The organism is Saccharothrix coeruleofusca (assembly GCF_017876325.1).
GTDB lineage: Bacteria > Actinomycetota > Actinomycetes > Mycobacteriales > Pseudonocardiaceae > Actinosynnema > Actinosynnema coeruleofuscum.
This window is the reverse complement of sequence record NZ_JAGINV010000001.1, coordinates 4,050,159-4,065,290: the sequence shown is the minus strand read 5'-3', so window position 1 is coordinate 4,065,290 and position 15,132 is coordinate 4,050,159. Positions and strand designations below refer to the sequence as shown.

Genomic DNA, 15,132 nt, shown 5'->3' with positions numbered 1-15,132 from the left:
TCCCAGGCGCAACCGCGAGAGGCGCGCCTTCGGCCGGAAGGTCTCCCGAGCGATGCGAACAGCTTCGACTGAGGATGCGGATCGAGCACTGGTTCCTCGGCCTCCGAGGTGGGGATCGACGACCAGGCGGTGGGGGGAGTGGGTACCGATGCGAGCCGAAGTACGACTCACGTCTGCGCAACCGCCTCCCGTCACGGTTCGGCGGGTGTGGTCGTGGCAGGTGCTGTGAACCACCCCGCACCGCTGCCCTGATCATCATGACGTGTCGGTCGTCACGGTGGCGTTCAGGGCTGCGCCGAGGCTGGGTTGAGCTCCGATCTCGTCCGGTCCGCACCTTCGTGATCTGTGCCACGCGCAGGACATGGTTGACGGTGGCACCGTCCGGAGGCTCGTCAGCCCAAGCGGCTGGACCATCGGAGGCAGCATGTGCGAGACATCTACTCAGATGTGATTCAGATCATGACGAGTTCAATGCGCCTGGCGCTGCGCCGGCGGCAGTCGCGGACCTCACCATCGGGGAGTGGTGATCACGCACAGTGTCACTGATCACATCATGATCCGATGCTCTCGACTGCTCCCGTAGACGCAGAACGACCCGCTGGTGGTGATCACCAGCGGGCCGTCTGACCTGCGTGTATTCCTTGTGGACGATACTGGGATTGAACCAGTGACCCCTACCGTGTCAAGGTAGTGCTCTCCCGCTGAGCTAATCGTCCGAGGCGGAGACGGGAATCGAACCCGTGTACAGGGCTTTGCAGGCCCTTGCCTAAGCCACTCGGCCACTCCGCCAAGGTTCCTGAAGGCTAGCACCAGGAACCTGGCCTGAGCCCAAGGGGCCCTCTGCCGAGCGGATGACGAGACTCGAACTCGCGACCCTCACCTTGGCAAGGTGATGCGCTACCAACTGCGCTACATCCGCACGCCCCGTGGAATTCTTCGAAGTTCGCCCTTTTGGGGCTGGTGTTCGTGTCTTCCGCGGTGCAGGAGGAACTTTATTACATGCCTGCCGCTGGGATCAAATCGGGGGTCCCTCAGCGCTCCTACCTGGGCTTTCAGGTCAGGTCGTTGGAGATCAGGTAGGTCAGGGCCTCGTCCACGTCGACCCACAGGTGCTCGTTGCCCGGCACCACGACGTCGTACGTGCGGTCGAGGAAGTCCGCCAGCTCCTGGGCCGAGGCCTCGAACATGGCGTGGCCCGACGGGCTGCTCAGCTCGATCACCACGACTTCGGGGTCGTCCGCGGCGGGGCGGATGCGGACGTCGCCGTCCCCGGCGTCCGCGATCAGGCCGTCGGCGAGCAGGTCGCGGGCGAACACCCACTCCACCCACCCGGCGCGGCCGGTTCGGAACGCGGCCACCACCGCGTACGGGTCTTTCGTGTCATAACGGAGCTCCACCTGCACCGGGACCGCAGGGGTCCTGGGTGCCAGCAAGTCGAAGACTGCTGTCGAGCGGAGCGTGACATGGTCATTGCGCATCGTCGCTACCCTCTTCTCCCTTCCCGGCCAAGGAAACGACCGAGTTCTCTAGTTGTGACGTGTCTGTGGCGAGGAACGCTCGACATGGCGGCCGATATCACCCGTCTGGGTCAGTGGAACTCCACTGGGCGACCATGTCGGTGCTCTCCGTGTCCAGAGCCGTCCGCTGTTCCATCTTGCTGGGTTTAACCTGAACCCGGTACCCGCCGTTGCGCGAATGTTGGACGTGAGGACCCCTCTGGTGGCTGATCCACCCGCTTCCCCGCGCCGCGAACCAGCGCCCGAGCCCCGCCCGTCGGACGTCGAACTGGTCGACCGGATCGGGTCCGGCGACCAGAACGCCTTCAGCGCGCTCTACGACCGCTACGGGCGACCCGCGTACTCCCTGGCCCGGCGCATCTGCGTGGACCCCGGCCTCGCCGAGGACGTGGTCCAGGAGTCCTTCCTCAGCCTGTGGCGCAACCCCGCCGGCTACGACCCGAGCCGGGGCGGTTTCGGCACCTGGCTGATGACCGTGGTCCACCACCGCGCCGTCGACGCGGTCCGCAAGGAGAACACCCAGCGGCGTCGGAACGCGCCGCTCACCGACGAGGCGTCCGAACGCGCCTCCTCCGCCCACGGCGCCGACCACGACGCTCTGACCGCGGTGCTCGGCGCGCAGGTGCGCCAAGCGCTGCAACGGCTGCCGGCCGACCAGCGGCAGGTGCTCGCCCTGGCCTACCTCGGCGGTTACACCCAGGTCGAGGTCGCGACGCTGACCGGCATCCCGCTGGGGACTGTGAAGTCCCGCACCTTCACCGCGATCCGCAGGTTGCGCACCGCACTGCAATCGGTGTGGGCTGGTGAAACCGGCGACACGCCGGGCACGACGACGGGAGCGCAGCGGTGACCGGGGAGCGGAGGGACCACCGGTGCCCTCAGGAAGAGCTCGCGGTCGGCTGGGCGCTGCACGCCCTGGAACCGGACGAGCAGGCGCGGCTGGCGGCCCACCTGCCCGGCTGCGCCCACTGCGCGCAGGTCGTGCGGTCCACCCAGGAGGCGACCGCGGTGCTCGCAGGCGCCCTGCCGCAGCACGAGCCGCCGCCTCGGCTCAAGACGCGGCTGATGGCGGCGGTGGCGGAGACACCGCAAGTGCGGCAGGCGGACCCGGCCGCGGCGACCGGACCTGTTCGACTGGACGAGCGCAGGCGACGCGCGGGCAGGACGCCCAAACTGCTGGCCGCCGCGGCGGCGCTCGTCGTGATCGCGGGTGCCACCGCGGCAGGAGTGCGGCTAGTCCAACTCGGCGACCAGATCACCGCCCAGCAGGCACGAGCCGACCGCCTGGAAACCGCGCTGGCGCTGGCAGCGGACCCCGCGGCCAAGCGAGTGGTGCTGCGCTCCCCGTCGAGGGAGCCGGTAGCGGTCCTGCTCTCCGCTGACGACACCGCGGCGGTCATGCCGGTCGACCTCGAGCCCAACGACGCGAACTCCCAGACCTACGTCCTCTGGGGAATCACCGGAACGGCTCCGGTGGCGTTGGCCACGTTCGACGTCGGAACGGGCGATTCGCCGACGGAAGTGCTGCACTGGTCCCAGGAGGCGTACCGGCACGACGGCTACGCCATCTCCCTGGAACCGGGCCGCGAGATGCCGGACGAGCCCACGAATGTGCTGGGTTCGGGCCAAGCCGCGAGCGCATGAGTGATGATGGGCACATGACGACCGACCAGCACGAGAAGAGCGTCGAGGTGCACGAGCACGGACCCCGGCAGTGGTTCCGCCGCCACCCGGCGATGCGCCTGGCCTACCGCGTCGGTGTAGGCGTGGTCGGCGGCTTGGTCCTGGTCGCGGGCGTGCTGATGATCCCTTATCCCGGCCCTGGCTGGCTGGTGGTCTTCGCGGGCCTGGCGATCCTGGCCTCGGAGTTCGAGTGGGCCGGGCGGGTGCTGCGCTTCGCCAAGCGCTACTACGACGCCTGGGTGGAGTGGCTCAAGCGCCAAGCGCTGCCGGTGAGGCTCCTCGTGCTGGCCGCCACGGGGCTCGTCGTCATGGCGACCTGCTGGGCGCTCGGAGCGTTTTCCCTGGTCGGAGGCTGGTTCGGCGTCGAGCACCCGTGGTTGGAGAGCCCGATTTTTGGTTCTCGGGGTTGATGTTGTACGGTATGCACACACCGCGAGAGCGGGGCTAGGAAAACCGAATACGGGCGATTAGCTCAGCGGGAGAGCGCTTCGTTCACACCGAAGAGGTCACTGGTTCGATCCCAGTATCGCCCACAGTGTGTTTTTGCAGGTCAGCGGCTCGTAGACGATCTTCGTCTGCGGGCCGCTGATCGTTGCGGGGAGCAAACGGGGAGCAGATGATCTTGACCACCTCCGTATTTACGAAGGTGGTCACGGGGTCGTGCTCCCCGTTTGCTCCCAGCGGTGTTGGAGTCCGGCGAGCATGGCGTCGATCATGGGCTCGGTGACGTGGGAGTAGACGCCCATGACGCCGTGGAACTTGTGGCCGATGCGCTTGTGCTGGAGGACTTCGGGGACGCCGTCCTCGATGAGCCGGGTCTTGTGGGTGTGGCGCAGGTCGTGGAAGTGCATCTCGGCGTTGATGCGCGGTTGGCCGGTGTCGCCGCGCAGGGCTGTGGGGTTCCAGAACTTTGCACTTAGGCGCTGAGCTGCGGTGATCGCACAGAATCAGCCGTAGGAGCATGATCGTGGGGCGTGGCGCTACGACTGCTTTACCTGATCTTCGTCCGGGTCGTTGGCTGGTTGGTTCTGCTGGGTCGGTCGTCGGCGGCCAAGGACGTGGAGTTGCTGGTGTGGGGTTTCAGAAGTCTGCACTGAGGCGCTGAACTGCGGTGATCGCGCACCACGAGCGGTAGGAGCATGATCGTGAGGCGTGGCGCTACGACTGCTGTACCTGCTCTTCGTCCGGGTCGTCGACTGCTTGGTTCTGCTCGGCCGGTCGTCGGCGGCCAAGGACGTCGAGTTGCTGGTACTGCGGCACGAAGTCGCCGTGCTGCGCCGGACCAACCCCCGCCCGCGACTGGATTGGGCCGATCGTGCGGTGCTCGCCGCGTTGGTGCGACGCCTACCCGACTGGTTACGACACCACCGGCTGGTGACGCCGGGCACCGTCCTGCGATGGCACCGGCGCCTGGTCGCGAAGAAGTGGACCTACCCGAACCGGAGCGGGCGACCTCCGATGGACGATGCCGTGGTGGCGTTGATCGAGCGGATGGCCCGAGAGAACGCCGGGTGGGGCTACCGCCGGATCCAGGGCGAGCTGCACAAGCTCGGCCACCGGGTAGCCGCCTCAACCGTGCGCCGTGTGCTCAAGCACCTACTGATACCGCCGGCGCCCCAGCGCGACAGCGACACCTCCTGGCGACGGTTCCTGCATGCCCAGGCCGCGAGCCTGCTGGCCTGCGACTTCTTCCACGTCGACTGCGCCGTCACCCTCAAGCGGGTCTACGTGTTCTTCGTGATGGAGGTCGCCACCCGCTACGTCCACATCCTCGGCGCCACCACCAACCCCGACGGGGCATGGACCACCCAACATGCCCGCAACCTGCTGATGGACATCAGAGACCGGGCAGACCACCTCCGGTTCCTCATCCGCGACCGGGCCGGCCAATTCACCGCCTCGTTCGACGCGGTCCTCTCCGGCGCGGGCATCCAGGTCGTGAAGATCCCACCACGGTGCCCGCGAGCCAACGCCTACGCCGAGCGGTTCGTCGGCACCGTCCGACGCGAGGTCACCGACCGCCTGCTCATCATCAACGAACACCACCTGCGGACCGTGCTGGACCGTTACGCGACCCACTACAACCACCGACGACCCTGTGGGGTGCCAGAACTCTGAGCTGAGGCGTTGAGCTGCGGCTTCGCGCCCCACGTGCTGCAGGAGCATGATCGTGAGGCGTGGCGCTACGACTGCTATACCCGGTCGTCGTCCGGGTCGTCGGCTGGTTGGTTCTGCTCGGTCGGTCATCGGCGGCCAAGGACGTGGAGTTCGGTTTCCCGGTGTGGAGTCGGTATCCCGCAGTCGTCGCGCCTGGCGCGATCGACGTCGCTCAGTCGAGTGTGCTGCCTGGAGGGCGACTTGCTGTGTCCGACGGTCCGGCACTGCGGCTGGTGTGTTTGCCTGCGAGGACCTCGGCGTACGGCACCTGGGTTGCGGTGGTGTCCCGATGCCTGGTGGCGGCGGTTGGGGCTACTATCCGGTGTGTGAGTTCTCCGGCTGCCCGTTCGTCCGAGCCTGACCGGCCTGTTGGTCGGGCGGCGGACGTGGATGGTCTGGAGTCGGCGCCCGAGTGGGTGGGCGATGGCAGGGCGGCGGAGTTGTTCGGTTCGCCGGAGTTGATCCGTGCCGCGTTGCTGCCGGAGCATGCCGGCGAGTTCGATGCGGCTTTCGATGCCGCGTTGACCTCGGCTCGGCGGACTCTGCGTCTGGACCAGTTGCGGTCGACGCTGCAGGTGTGGCGGCGGGTCGCGCTGCTGACCCGCGAGGATCCGGAGGCGGCTCGTCGGCTGGTGGACACCACAGTCGAGGTTCGTCGTGCGGGTGTTTCCCGGCCGGGCAGTGTGTCGTGGGACGAGTTGCGGGCGGAGTTGGGTCTGTAGTCGCCGGTGGTTCGGGCGGCGGTCGACGACGATCATGGCGTACATCCTCGACATCGATCCTGACGCGCAGGAGCAGATCCGTGCGCTTCCGCCCGAGGCGCTTCTTGCGCTCGGTGAGGCGTTCGAGGTCCTGACCCTGGTGCCCGAGCGGGGCAGCCCGCTCAATCCGGACAATCCGGATGGCGGACTGTTCCAGCTTACGTTCGGTCAGGGGCTCGGATTGATTACCTACCTGCTCTTGACCTCCCAGGACCGGGTGGACGTGCTGCTGGTGACTTGGGTGTCCTTCGATCGCGACCACGGTTCCTGATCCGATTGGCGGTTCGGGGTCTTGAGGAGCATGTAGGAGCGGGCGATGGGAGCAAAACGGGAGCCGTCGGACGCGTTCAACAGCACTGAACCGCATTCAGCGGCTCCCGATAGTCGCATTTTTCCTGCAATAATTCTGTTTCCGCCGGTGGGGGCATTGTTCCGGCTTCATTCACACCGAAGAGGTCACTGGTTCGATCCCAGTATCGCCCACAGTGTGTTTTTGCAGGTCAACGGCTCGTAGACGATCTTCGTCTGCGGGCCGTTGATCGTTGCGGGGAGCAAACGGGGAGCAGATGATCTTGATCACCTCCGTATTTACGAAGGTGGTCACGGGGTCGTGCTCCCTGTTTGCTCCCAGCGGTGTTGGAGTCCGGCGAGCATGGCGTCGATCATGGGCTCGGTGACGTGGGAGTAGACGCCCATGACGCCATGGAACTTGTGGCCGATGCGCTTGTGTTGCAGGACTTCGGGGACGCCGTCCTCGATGAGCCAGGTCTTGTGGGTGTGGCGCAGGTCGTGGAAGTGCATCTCGGGGTTGATCCGCGGTCGGTCGGTGGCGGTGTCGCCGCGCAGGGCGGGTAGCCGGACACTGTTCACCGCCTCGCGCGGACCGCAGCCCTGTGACGGGGGAGAACACACCGTCCGCGGCAAGTCTTTTCTCGGTCAGACGGTGGCGAGCGGCTGTGCGTCGTGCAGTTGGAGGCTTCTGGCGGACGAGTAGCGCTGGCAATCGGCGATCAGGATCGACACGAGGGTGCCGACCACGAGTCACGCGGCCGGCTGGGCGATCCCGGTCGTGAGGCCGGTGCCGTTGGTGGTCGCATCCCGATCTCGGGCCGCCTTTGACACGTGCATTGAAGTCCTGGGCTGCTGACCTTTGCCCAGGTCGGGCCGCCGATGTCGTCGTGTGCCAGCCTTCCGGCGGCGATGTCCGTCGAGACGCCGATCCACATCGTCGTGCATGACAGCGGCCCGTCCGGCGATGAACTCGCGCCCGGCGGCCAACCGGCCTGAGCGTCGTTCTAACAGTCGTCTCAGGTTCGCTCGGTATGAAATGGGCATCGCCGAGCAACGCGGTCTCGGCCTCGGCAGCACGGCCGAACTCGCCGCGCTACGGGGCACGGTCAGCGCCGGCCCCGCAGGGGACGGCGGTGGAACCGTCCACGCGACCTGGAAGGCAGCCGTTCATGATCTCTGTGCTCGTGGTGGACCCCCAGCCGCTGCAGCGCTTCGGGTTCCGCATGCTGCTGGAGAGCTCTCCCGACACCGAGATCGTCGGCGAGGCCGAGAACGGCGCCGAGGCCGTTCGGTGGACCACCGAGTTGCATCCCGACGTGGTGCTGATGAACATCCGCATGCCGGGTGTCGACGGTATCGAGGCCACCCGGCGCATCGCCGCCGCCAGTGGGCGTTCGCGGATCCTTGTGCTGACGACGTTCGACGTGGACCGGTACGCGTTCGCCGTGCTGCGGGCCGGGGCGAGCGGTTGCCTGCTCAAGGACACCCGCCCGGAAGAACTGCTCGCAGGTATCCGGGCTGTCGCCGCCGGGGACGCGGTGATCGCGCCGGCGCTGACTCGGCGGCTGCTCGACATGGCCGCCGACCGGCTCGGCGATGACTTCTGCGGGGCCGTGAGGAGGGATTCCCGGCTGGACTCCCTGACCGGCCGCGAACGCGAGATCCTCGTCGCCATCGGCCACGGCCTCACCAACGGCGAGATCGCGCAACGGTTCACGCTGTCGGAGTCCACGGTGAAGACCCACGTCGGGCGGGTCCTCGCCAAGATCGGCGCACGGGACCGGATCCAGGCCGTCATCCTCGCCTACGACCTGAGACTCACCCGGCCGGTTTAGCGCTTCCTCTCGCGGGTTCGAGATTCTGCTGGACCTCGAAGACGTCATCACCGTTGTGGGCGAATCGATACCGACGACAACGTCTCCGAGGCCGAGCTGTTCCTCAGGCGAGCACGACCTGACCCTCGACGATTTTGACCGGGACTTTGACCAGCGGTTTGGGTGCCGGCCCTCCGGTCACCTCTCCGTTCCCGTCGTAGGTGGCGCCGTGGCAGGGGCACCGGAATCCAGGGCCGACGTAGGAGACCGGGCAGCCCTGATGGCTGCAGGTGGCGTTGAACGCCAGGAAGGTGTCGGGCGCCGGGCGCAGGAGATAGGCGGGCGTCCCGTTCGGCATCGTGAAGCTCTTCGACGAGCCGACGACGACGTCGTCGACCGCGGCGATCACCGGGCCGTGGCTCACCGGGTCCGCCGGCGAGCGGGCAGGGCGCCGGGCGAGCGCCAGCACGCTGCCAGCGGTGACTCCGGCAGCGGTCGCCGCCCCCGCGATCAGACCGCTCCGCAGCACGGTGCGCCGCTCGACGTCGTCCTGCACCGTCCGGTCTTCCTCCGGTGTGGGGTGCACCGGCAGGCCGAGCCGCTGCCGCACCCCCGCACGCAGCCGGGCGCTCAGTGACAACACCCCGGCGTCGCCCGCGATCAGCAACGGGGTCCAAGCGACGGCGAACACGATGTCGGCCCCGACGTAGTAAGGCCGAGTCGTCCAGCTCACCGTCAGGAAGAAGCTGAGCGAGAGGAGGACACCGCCGAGTGCGGCGAGCCGGGTGAACAGCCCGAGCAGGGTGGCGAGCCCGACCGCGATCTCCCCGAAAGCGATCGCCAGCCCGGCGATGGTCGCGTGGTCGGCGGCCAGCGAGACCAGCGGGCCGATCGGGGAGGTCTCGGCGGCGTTCACCATCTGCGCGCGGACACCGAGTGGCGAGGTGTCATCCAAGTAGTGCGTGTCGAGGAGCTTGGAGAGGCCGGCGTAGGAGAAGGTGCCACCGAGAAATGCACGTAGCGGCAGCAACACCCAGACCGGCGACCGCCTCGGGGAATCCAAACGTAACCGGGTCATGTCGCGGCCGAGCACACCGTCGTCGGCCGCGACACCTCGGTGAGTTCACGCATGTTCGACCCTCACGTCAGGACTTGCGGGGGGAGACCGTCATGATGCCCGTGCACATCTCGTCGCTGGTGCCGTCGCCCCACACCACGTAGCGCGGCGGCAGCTTGCTCAGCTGTGGCAGCTGTTTGCGCAGTTTCGCGTCGTGCGTGCACGTCACCCGCAGCGTGTCCCCCGGACCGATTTCCACCGGCGACGGCAGCTTCAGCAGCCGCTGGTTGTCGAAGTCGAACTGCGGCACGTCCAGCACGACCTTGGCGTTCGGCGTGCCCGGGTTGAGTTCGACCTTGAGGGCCCGCCCGAGCATGTGCATGTGGCCGAAACCGGCGAACAGCGTCATCGGCGCCTCCACCTTGTGGTCGCAGGTCTGGGTGTCGCCGGGCTTCGGCACGCCGCCCTGGTTGCACTCCTGCACCTGGCGGTCCGCCATCTCGCCGGTGTCCGCCCCGAACCGCTTCGTCACGTCCGCGACCGAGGCCGCCCGGTCACAGAGCGGACCCGACTCGCCGGCGGCGCAGGGCAGGTCGGTCGGCGCGGAGAGCGGCCACGTCTCGAGTTCCCTGGTCTGCGGCGTGCCGTCCGTCAGCCGCAGTCGCACCGCCGAGCGGTCCGACCCAGCCGGCTTGCCGTCGCTCTCGAGCAGGTTGTAGTGGATCTGCAGGACGATCAGGCTGCCCGGCTCCAGCCTGTAGCCAGCGTCCTGGTCGAGCAGCGTTTCCGTGGCGCCCGGCGCCCAGGTGTCCACCCACGCCGCGTCCCCGTCATCCTCCTCGGCACCGGCCACGCCGGTCCCGCCGAAACACTGCCAGCCGAGGCCGGAGGTCTTCGCGTCCTGCTCCCGCACCGCGGCAGCGCCGCCCGGCGGCACCGCGTACACGATGGCGTGGTGCGCGAGGGCGACGTTCTCCGGCGTGAACTGGGTCCCGGTCAGGAACTCCGTCTTGGTCAGGCCCGGATCGATCACCTGGCACCGGTAATCGTCCGTGTCGCCCTCCGGCGGCGTGGGCGTGTAGGCCTGGGCCATCGTCACGTCGAGGAACCGCTCGCCGGCGCGCAGCGGCAGCGGTGCGGCCGGTGACTTGCCCGTGTGCCCGTTGTGCTGGCCGGCCGAGGTGGGAGCCGCACCGTTGTTCGCGCTCGACCCGCAGGCGACGACGGTGAACGCCGTCGCCAGCGCCACCGTGGCGGCGCCCAGCCTCCACAGTGGACTATCAGTTTTCGTCATGACCTGAACGCTAGAACCGAATCCATGCCGTTTCGTCCTACCGCGGTCGTCATTCTCGGGAGGTAGGCGGTACGACGGTACTACTCCGCGGCGTCCTCGCAGGACTGCCGCCATCCCCTGCGTGCTGCACGCCCTGTCCCATCAACCGGTCTGAGCACCGCATTAACGGTCTTCTCAGATTCGGCCAGTAGGAAGTCGGCGCCAGACAGGTGAAGCAACACCTACGTAGGAGGCTCGTGAATGGCAGTCAACGCAGCACCATCCGGGGAAGCACCGCCCGGCCGGTCGGCAGGCCGGTGGGTGCCGTGGCTGGTGATCGGCTTGTGGCTGGTGCTGACGGTGGTCATGGTGCCGTTGAGCGGAAAGCTGAGTTCGGTCACCACCGACAAGGCCGCGGACACCCTGCCTGCCGGTGCCGAGTCCACCAAGGTCGCGGTGCTGGAGGACAGTTTCCCCGGCGGGGAGGACAACACGTTCGTCTTCGTGTACCACCGCGACAGCGGCATGACCGACACCGACCGCGCGACGGTCGAGCGCCACTACGACACCCTTGCCAAGCGGTACCCGCCCAAGGTGGCGGCCCCGGCCGGCGAGGACGACGAGGGCCCACAGATGAGCCCTTCCACCGACGGCAAGGCGATGATGTTCACCCTCGATGTGAGCACGACCTACGGTGAACCGGAGGCCATCGTCGGCCCATTGCGTGACGCCGCGAAGGACCGCCCCGCCGGCCTCGCACTCGAGGTGACCGGCCCGGCCGCGGTCGAGGGCGACATGGACGCCGTCTTCGACGGCATCGACCTGCAGGTCCTGCTCACCACCATCGTCGTCGTCACGCTGCTGCTCATCATCACCTACCGCAGCCCGGTGCTGTGGCTCATCCCGCTGGTGGCGGTCGGCGCGGCCGCAGTGACCTCGATGGCCACCGTCTACCTGCTCGTCAAGGGCTTCGGCATCGTGGTCAACGACCAGAACTCGGCGCTGCTGACGATCCTGGTGTTCGGCGTCGGCACGGACTACGCGCTGTTGCTCATCGCCCGGTACCGAGAAGCGTTGCACCACCACGAGAACGTCCGGGTCGCGATGGTCCACGCGCTGCGCGGCGCGGCGCCTGCCATCGTCGCGTCCGCGGCCACCGTGATCGCCGGCTTGCTCTGCCTGCTCGTCGCGGACCTGAACAGCACCAGCGGGCTGGGCCCGGTCGGCGCGGCAGGCATCCTGTGCGCGCTGGTGGCCATGCTGACGCTGTTCCCGGCGCTGCTGGTGGTGCTCGGCAGGCGGATCTTCTGGCCTGCCATCCCGCGGTTCAGCACGGCCGTGGAGGAGAAGCCGGGGCTGTGGGTGCGGCTCGGCGCCGCGATCAGCCGCCGCCGGTGGGTGGCGACGCTCGGCTCGCTCGCAGTCCTGGGTGTTCTCGCCCTCGGGCTGACGAGCAACACCGGCGCTCTGCGAGAGCAGGACCAGTTCGTGTCCGCGCCGGAGTCGGTCACCGGCTTCACCGTTCTGCGCCAGCACTTCCCGGAGCTCGGCGGCCAGCCGATGACGGTCTTCACGCGGCCGGCGCACCAAGAGCGGGTGCTCGACGTCGTCAAGGGCACTCGCGGTGTGGCAGCGGCCATCCCCGGTGAGACCAGCGGTGGCTGGACCGACATCTCGGTGTTCCCGACGGACGCGCCGGACACCGTCGCGGAGTACGACACGATCAAGCGGGTGCGCACCGCCGTGCACGCGGTGAGCGGGGCGGAGGCGATCGTCGGCGGGCCGAGTGCGGAACACCTCGACACCGAGGTGACCACCAGCCGCGACGAGAAGCTGGTGATCCCGCTGGTGCTCGTGGTCGTCCTGATCGTTCTCGCGCTGCTGCTCCGAGCGGTCGTGGCCCCGCTGTTGCTGATGGCCACCGTGGTCGTCTCGTTCGCGGCGGCCTTCGGCGGCAGCGTGTTCGTCTTCGACAAGATCCTCGGGTTCAAGGGCGTCGACTACTCGGTGCCGCTGCTGGCGTTCCTGTTCCTGGTGGCGCTCGGCGTCGACTACAACATCTTCCTGGCCAGCCGGGCACGGGAGGAGACAGCGCGTCTGGGCACCAGGGAGGGCATGCTCAAGGCCCTCTCCGCCACCGGTGGCGTGATCACCTCGGCGGGTCTCGTCCTGGCGGCCACGTTCGGTGTCCTCGTCTCGCTCCCGCTGGTGATGCTGATCGAGGTCGGGTTCCTGGTCGCCTTCGGCGTACTGCTCGACGCCCTGCTGGTGCGGTCGATCCTGGTGCCCGCTCTCACCCTGCTGATCGGCAGGCGGATGTGGTGGCCGAGCCGGCTGTCCCGGCCGGTGGAGCTGCCGCCCGGCCAACGGCCGCTCGCCGACGACGAGGAGTCCGCGCTGCAACGGTGAGCGCGGTGGCGCGGACGAGATCCGGGACGGGCACGCGAGCCCGTCCCGGATCAGCGCACCACGGTGTTCTCCCCGGCGGTGAGCGGCGTGATCGGGACGGCCGGGAGGTCGACCCGGAGCAGCGCGCCACCGCGTGTGGAGCGGGCGACGGTCGCCCGGCCGCCGTGGGCGTTGACGACCCGCTGCACGATCGACAGTCCCAGACCGGAACCCGGCAACGACCGGGCGCTGTCGGCGCGGTAGAACCGGTCGAACACCCGCGGGACGTCGGCGGCGTCGATACCCGGCCCGGCGTCGTCGACCTCGAGCACCGCCGACGCGCCCTGGGCGCGGAGCCGGACCTGGACGGGCTGGTCCGCGGGGGACCACTTGCCTGCGTTGTCGATGAGGTTGAGCACCGCCCGCCGGAGCGCGGCGGGACGCCCGCTCACCCGGACGGAGGCCACGTCGAGCGCGACCTCGACGTCGGGCATGCGAGAACACGCGTGTGCCGCGGCGGCCGCCACCACGTCGGCGAGGTCGAGCAGTTCGGCGCTCTCGTCGCTGACGTCACCGCGCGCCAAGTCGGTCAGCTCGGCGACAAGGGTGCTCAACTCGGCCACCTGGGCACCGAGATCGTTGAGCAGCCGGGTCCGGCTCTCCGAGGGCAGTGCGCTGTCCAGGGCGCCGCGCTGATCGAGCCGGATCAGCAGCTCGATGTTGAGGCGCAGACTGGTGAGCGGGGTCTTGAGCTCGTGGGCGGCGTCCTCGGCGAGCAGCCGCTGGGCCTGCCGGGAGTCCCGGAGCGCGGCGAGCATGTCGTTGATCGACTGGATCAGCTGGCGGATCTCCCCACCACCCTCATCCGGGATGTCGGCGTCGAGATCCCTGGTGTGCGCGACACGTACCGCGGCGGCGGTCAGCCGGTCGATCGGTGCCAGCCCGGTCCGCGCCACGGCCCGCCCGACGAGGGCGCCACAGGCCACGCAGAGCAACCCGATCAGCAGCATGCCGAACCCGAACTGGTTGATCGGGGTGTCGTCGGCGGCGCGGGCCACCTGGATCGCGCCATCGCCCGCCCGCAGCGTGTAGACGAAGTAGCCGTCGTCGTCGCTGTCGCCCGACTCCATCAGGTCGGCTGACGCACCCTGCGCCACGCGCCCGGCGTGCTCGCTGACCGGGGGCAGCGCGGGTTGGCCGACCGGCGTCCGGATCGAGCCGTCGGGCAGGATGACCCGCACCAGCCGACCGGATCCGGGATACGGCGGTAGCTGGACCTGCGCCAGGCCGTCGCGCTCCGCGTTCGCTGCCAGGACGCGGGAGTCGGCGCGCAGCTGATCCTCCGCGGTAGCCCGCAGCTCCCACTCCATCAGCTCGCTGGCCACCTGGAAGGACATGAACACGCTGGCCGCGATGGCCGCCGCCGCGATCACCGTCAGCCTGGTCCGCAGGGACCGCCTGCGCCACCAGCGGGTCAGCCGGCGCGAGCCCCGGCCGGTGGGCCTGCTCACGGGGGAGTCTCCCGCAAGGTGTACCCCAGGCCACGCCGCGTGTAGATCAGTCGCGGCTCACCCTCGGCCTCCATCTTGCGGCGCAGGTAGCTCACGTACACCTGGAGGTTGTTGGAGGTGGCGCTCATGTCGAAGCCCCAGATCGCCCCGAACAGCTCGCCTCGGGTCAGCACCCTGGTCGCGTTGCGCACGAGAACCTCCAGCAGGAAGAACTCGGTCCGGGTCAGGCGGAGCGGCCGCCCGCCCCGCCACGCCTCGAACCTGTCGGGATCGACCCGGACGTCGGCGAACGTCAGGACCTGCGACTCCTCGCCGCCCGGCGCGCGGCGGCGCAGCAGGGCTCGGACCCTGGCCAGCAACTCCTCGGTGGCGAACGGCTTGGGCAGGTAGTCGTCGGCGCCGGCGTCCAGCCCCGCGACCCGGTCGGAGACCTGATCACGGGCGGTCAGCATCAGCACCGGCAGATCCCGGCCCGCTGCCCGCAACCGCCTGCAGGTCTCCACCCCGCCGAGGCGGGGCATCATCACGTCGAGGATCAGCAGGTCCGGCTCGTCGCCATCGATCCCGTCGAGCACGGCGAGACCGTTGGCGACGGTGCTGGTGTCGTAACCCTCGACCTGGAGCACCCGCTCCAGCGACTCACGGATGGCCGCCTCGTCATCCGCGATCATGATCCGCAC

The 15,132-nt window shown here is 68.6% G+C and carries 16 protein-coding genes and 4 tRNA genes; 10 read left to right on the top strand and 10 right to left on the bottom strand.

The features are described from left to right. Nucleotides 1–644 precede the first annotated feature (644 nt). From JOF41_RS18070 to JOF41_RS18055, 4 genes are all read right to left on the bottom strand, one after another. Nucleotides 645–716 (bottom strand) — tRNA-Val (locus tag JOF41_RS18070). A 1-nt stretch (nucleotide 717) separates the two neighbouring features. Further along, nucleotides 718–789, bottom strand: a tRNA-Cys gene (locus tag JOF41_RS18065). A gap of 57 nt (nucleotides 790–846) precedes the next feature. Beyond that, nucleotides 847–919, bottom strand: a tRNA-Gly gene (locus JOF41_RS18060). Between the two features lie 133 nt (nucleotides 920–1,052). Further along, the gene (locus tag JOF41_RS18055; RefSeq protein ID WP_189227720.1) at nucleotides 1,053–1,478 is read right to left on the bottom strand and encodes an SsgA family sporulation/cell division regulator; all 426 of its coding nucleotides are present in this window, start codon (nucleotides 1,476–1,478) and stop codon (nucleotides 1,053–1,055) included. Nucleotides 1,479–1,719: 241 nt separating this feature from the next. Here JOF41_RS18055 and JOF41_RS18050 point away from each other — a divergent pair, with 241 nt between their 5' ends. From JOF41_RS18050 to JOF41_RS18035, 4 genes are all read left to right on the top strand, one after another. Further along, entirely contained in the window at nucleotides 1,720–2,367 is a 648-nt protein-coding gene (locus JOF41_RS18050; protein ID WP_307867457.1) for an RNA polymerase sigma factor, read from the top strand. Beyond that, complete coding sequence (locus JOF41_RS18045) at nucleotides 2,364–3,161, top strand: anti-sigma factor (protein ID WP_209620553.1); 798 nt, start codon at nucleotides 2,364–2,366, stop codon at nucleotides 3,159–3,161. Before JOF41_RS18050 ends, JOF41_RS18045 begins: the two co-directional genes overlap by 4 nt. Nucleotides 3,162–3,175: 14 nt before the next feature. Beyond that, entirely contained in the window at nucleotides 3,176–3,610 is a 435-nt protein-coding gene (locus JOF41_RS18040; protein WP_244989622.1) for a TIGR02611 family protein, read from the top strand. 51 nt (nucleotides 3,611–3,661) lie between these two features. Then, nucleotides 3,662–3,733: transfer RNA gene (locus JOF41_RS18035), tRNA-Val, on the top strand. Between the two features lie 117 nt (nucleotides 3,734–3,850). On the opposite strand, the gene JOF41_RS18030 is transcribed toward JOF41_RS18035, so the two are convergent. Next, a complete protein-coding gene (locus JOF41_RS18030; RefSeq protein ID WP_209620546.1) occupies nucleotides 3,851–4,051 on the bottom strand; it encodes a site-specific integrase in 201 nt (66 codons plus the stop codon). 123 nt (nucleotides 4,052–4,174) lie between these two features. Here JOF41_RS18030 and JOF41_RS37845 point away from each other — a divergent pair, with 123 nt between their 5' ends. From JOF41_RS37845 to JOF41_RS18010, 4 genes are all read left to right on the top strand, one after another. After that, on the top strand, nucleotides 4,175–4,297 hold the full coding sequence (locus JOF41_RS37845; protein ID WP_276515698.1) for a hypothetical protein: 123 nt from the start codon (nucleotides 4,175–4,177) through the stop codon (nucleotides 4,295–4,297). 55 nt (nucleotides 4,298–4,352) lie between these two features. Beyond that, nucleotides 4,353–5,318: an integrase core domain-containing protein gene (locus tag JOF41_RS18020; protein ID WP_307867456.1), complete on the top strand. Its 966-nt coding sequence runs from the start codon at nucleotides 4,353–4,355 to the stop codon at nucleotides 5,316–5,318. A 425-nt stretch (nucleotides 5,319–5,743) separates the two neighbouring features. Next, entirely contained in the window at nucleotides 5,744–6,079 is a 336-nt protein-coding gene (locus tag JOF41_RS18015; RefSeq protein ID WP_209620543.1) for a DUF6247 family protein, read from the top strand. 34 nt (nucleotides 6,080–6,113) lie between these two features. Then, complete coding sequence (locus JOF41_RS18010; protein WP_209620541.1) at nucleotides 6,114–6,389, top strand: hypothetical protein; 276 nt, start codon at nucleotides 6,114–6,116, stop codon at nucleotides 6,387–6,389. A gap of 329 nt (nucleotides 6,390–6,718) precedes the next feature. On the opposite strand, the gene JOF41_RS37840 is transcribed toward JOF41_RS18010, so the two are convergent. Then, a complete protein-coding gene (locus JOF41_RS37840; protein ID WP_209620538.1) occupies nucleotides 6,719–6,988 on the bottom strand; it encodes a tyrosine-type recombinase/integrase in 270 nt (89 codons plus the stop codon). A gap of 590 nt (nucleotides 6,989–7,578) precedes the next feature. Here JOF41_RS37840 and JOF41_RS18000 point away from each other — a divergent pair. Then, complete coding sequence (locus tag JOF41_RS18000) at nucleotides 7,579–8,244, top strand: response regulator (protein WP_209620535.1); 666 nt, start codon at nucleotides 7,579–7,581, stop codon at nucleotides 8,242–8,244. Nucleotides 8,245–8,347: 103 nt separating this feature from the next. Here the strand turns inward: JOF41_RS18000 and JOF41_RS17995 are convergent, their stop codons facing one another. Further along, nucleotides 8,348–9,256, bottom strand: a complete 909-nt coding sequence (locus tag JOF41_RS17995; RefSeq protein WP_209620532.1) for a Rieske 2Fe-2S domain-containing protein — start codon at nucleotides 9,254–9,256, stop codon at nucleotides 8,348–8,350. A gap of 112 nt (nucleotides 9,257–9,368) precedes the next feature. Further along, on the bottom strand, nucleotides 9,369–10,574 hold the full coding sequence (locus JOF41_RS17990) for a monooxygenase (protein WP_209620529.1): 1,206 nt from the start codon (nucleotides 10,572–10,574) through the stop codon (nucleotides 9,369–9,371). Between the two features lie 240 nt (nucleotides 10,575–10,814). Here JOF41_RS17990 and JOF41_RS17985 point away from each other — a divergent pair, with 240 nt between their 5' ends. Continuing rightward, the gene (locus tag JOF41_RS17985) at nucleotides 10,815–12,962 is read left to right on the top strand and encodes an MMPL family transporter (RefSeq protein WP_209620526.1); all 2,148 of its coding nucleotides are present in this window, start codon (nucleotides 10,815–10,817) and stop codon (nucleotides 12,960–12,962) included. 50 nt (nucleotides 12,963–13,012) lie between these two features. Here the strand turns inward: JOF41_RS17985 and JOF41_RS17980 are convergent, their stop codons facing one another. Further along, nucleotides 13,013–14,452: a HAMP domain-containing sensor histidine kinase gene (locus JOF41_RS17980; RefSeq protein WP_209620523.1), complete on the bottom strand. Its 1,440-nt coding sequence runs from the start codon at nucleotides 14,450–14,452 to the stop codon at nucleotides 13,013–13,015. Further along, the gene (locus JOF41_RS17975) at nucleotides 14,449–15,132 is read right to left on the bottom strand and encodes a response regulator transcription factor (protein WP_307867455.1); all 684 of its coding nucleotides are present in this window, start codon (nucleotides 15,130–15,132) and stop codon (nucleotides 14,449–14,451) included. The genes JOF41_RS17980 and JOF41_RS17975 overlap by 4 nt, the downstream gene beginning before the upstream one ends.

Coding starts and splice junctions, on each gene's coding strand:
- JOF41_RS18000 (WP_209620535.1), top strand. CDS start 7,579: ATGATCTCTGTGCTCGTGGTGGACCCCCAGCCGCTGCAGCGCTTCGGG.
- JOF41_RS17990 (WP_209620529.1), bottom strand. CDS start 10,574: ATGACGAAAACTGATAGTCCACTGTGGAGGCTGGGCGCCGCCACGGTG.
- JOF41_RS17985 (WP_209620526.1), top strand. CDS start 10,815: ATGGCAGTCAACGCAGCACCATCCGGGGAAGCACCGCCCGGCCGGTCG.
- JOF41_RS18030 (WP_209620546.1), bottom strand. CDS start 4,051: ATGCACTTCCACGACCTGCGCCACACCCACAAGACCCGGCTCATCGAG.
- JOF41_RS18040 (WP_244989622.1), top strand. CDS start 3,176: ATGACGACCGACCAGCACGAGAAGAGCGTCGAGGTGCACGAGCACGGA.
- JOF41_RS18055 (WP_189227720.1), bottom strand. CDS start 1,478: ATGCGCAATGACCATGTCACGCTCCGCTCGACAGCAGTCTTCGACTTG.
- JOF41_RS18010 (WP_209620541.1), top strand. CDS start 6,114: ATGGCGTACATCCTCGACATCGATCCTGACGCGCAGGAGCAGATCCGT.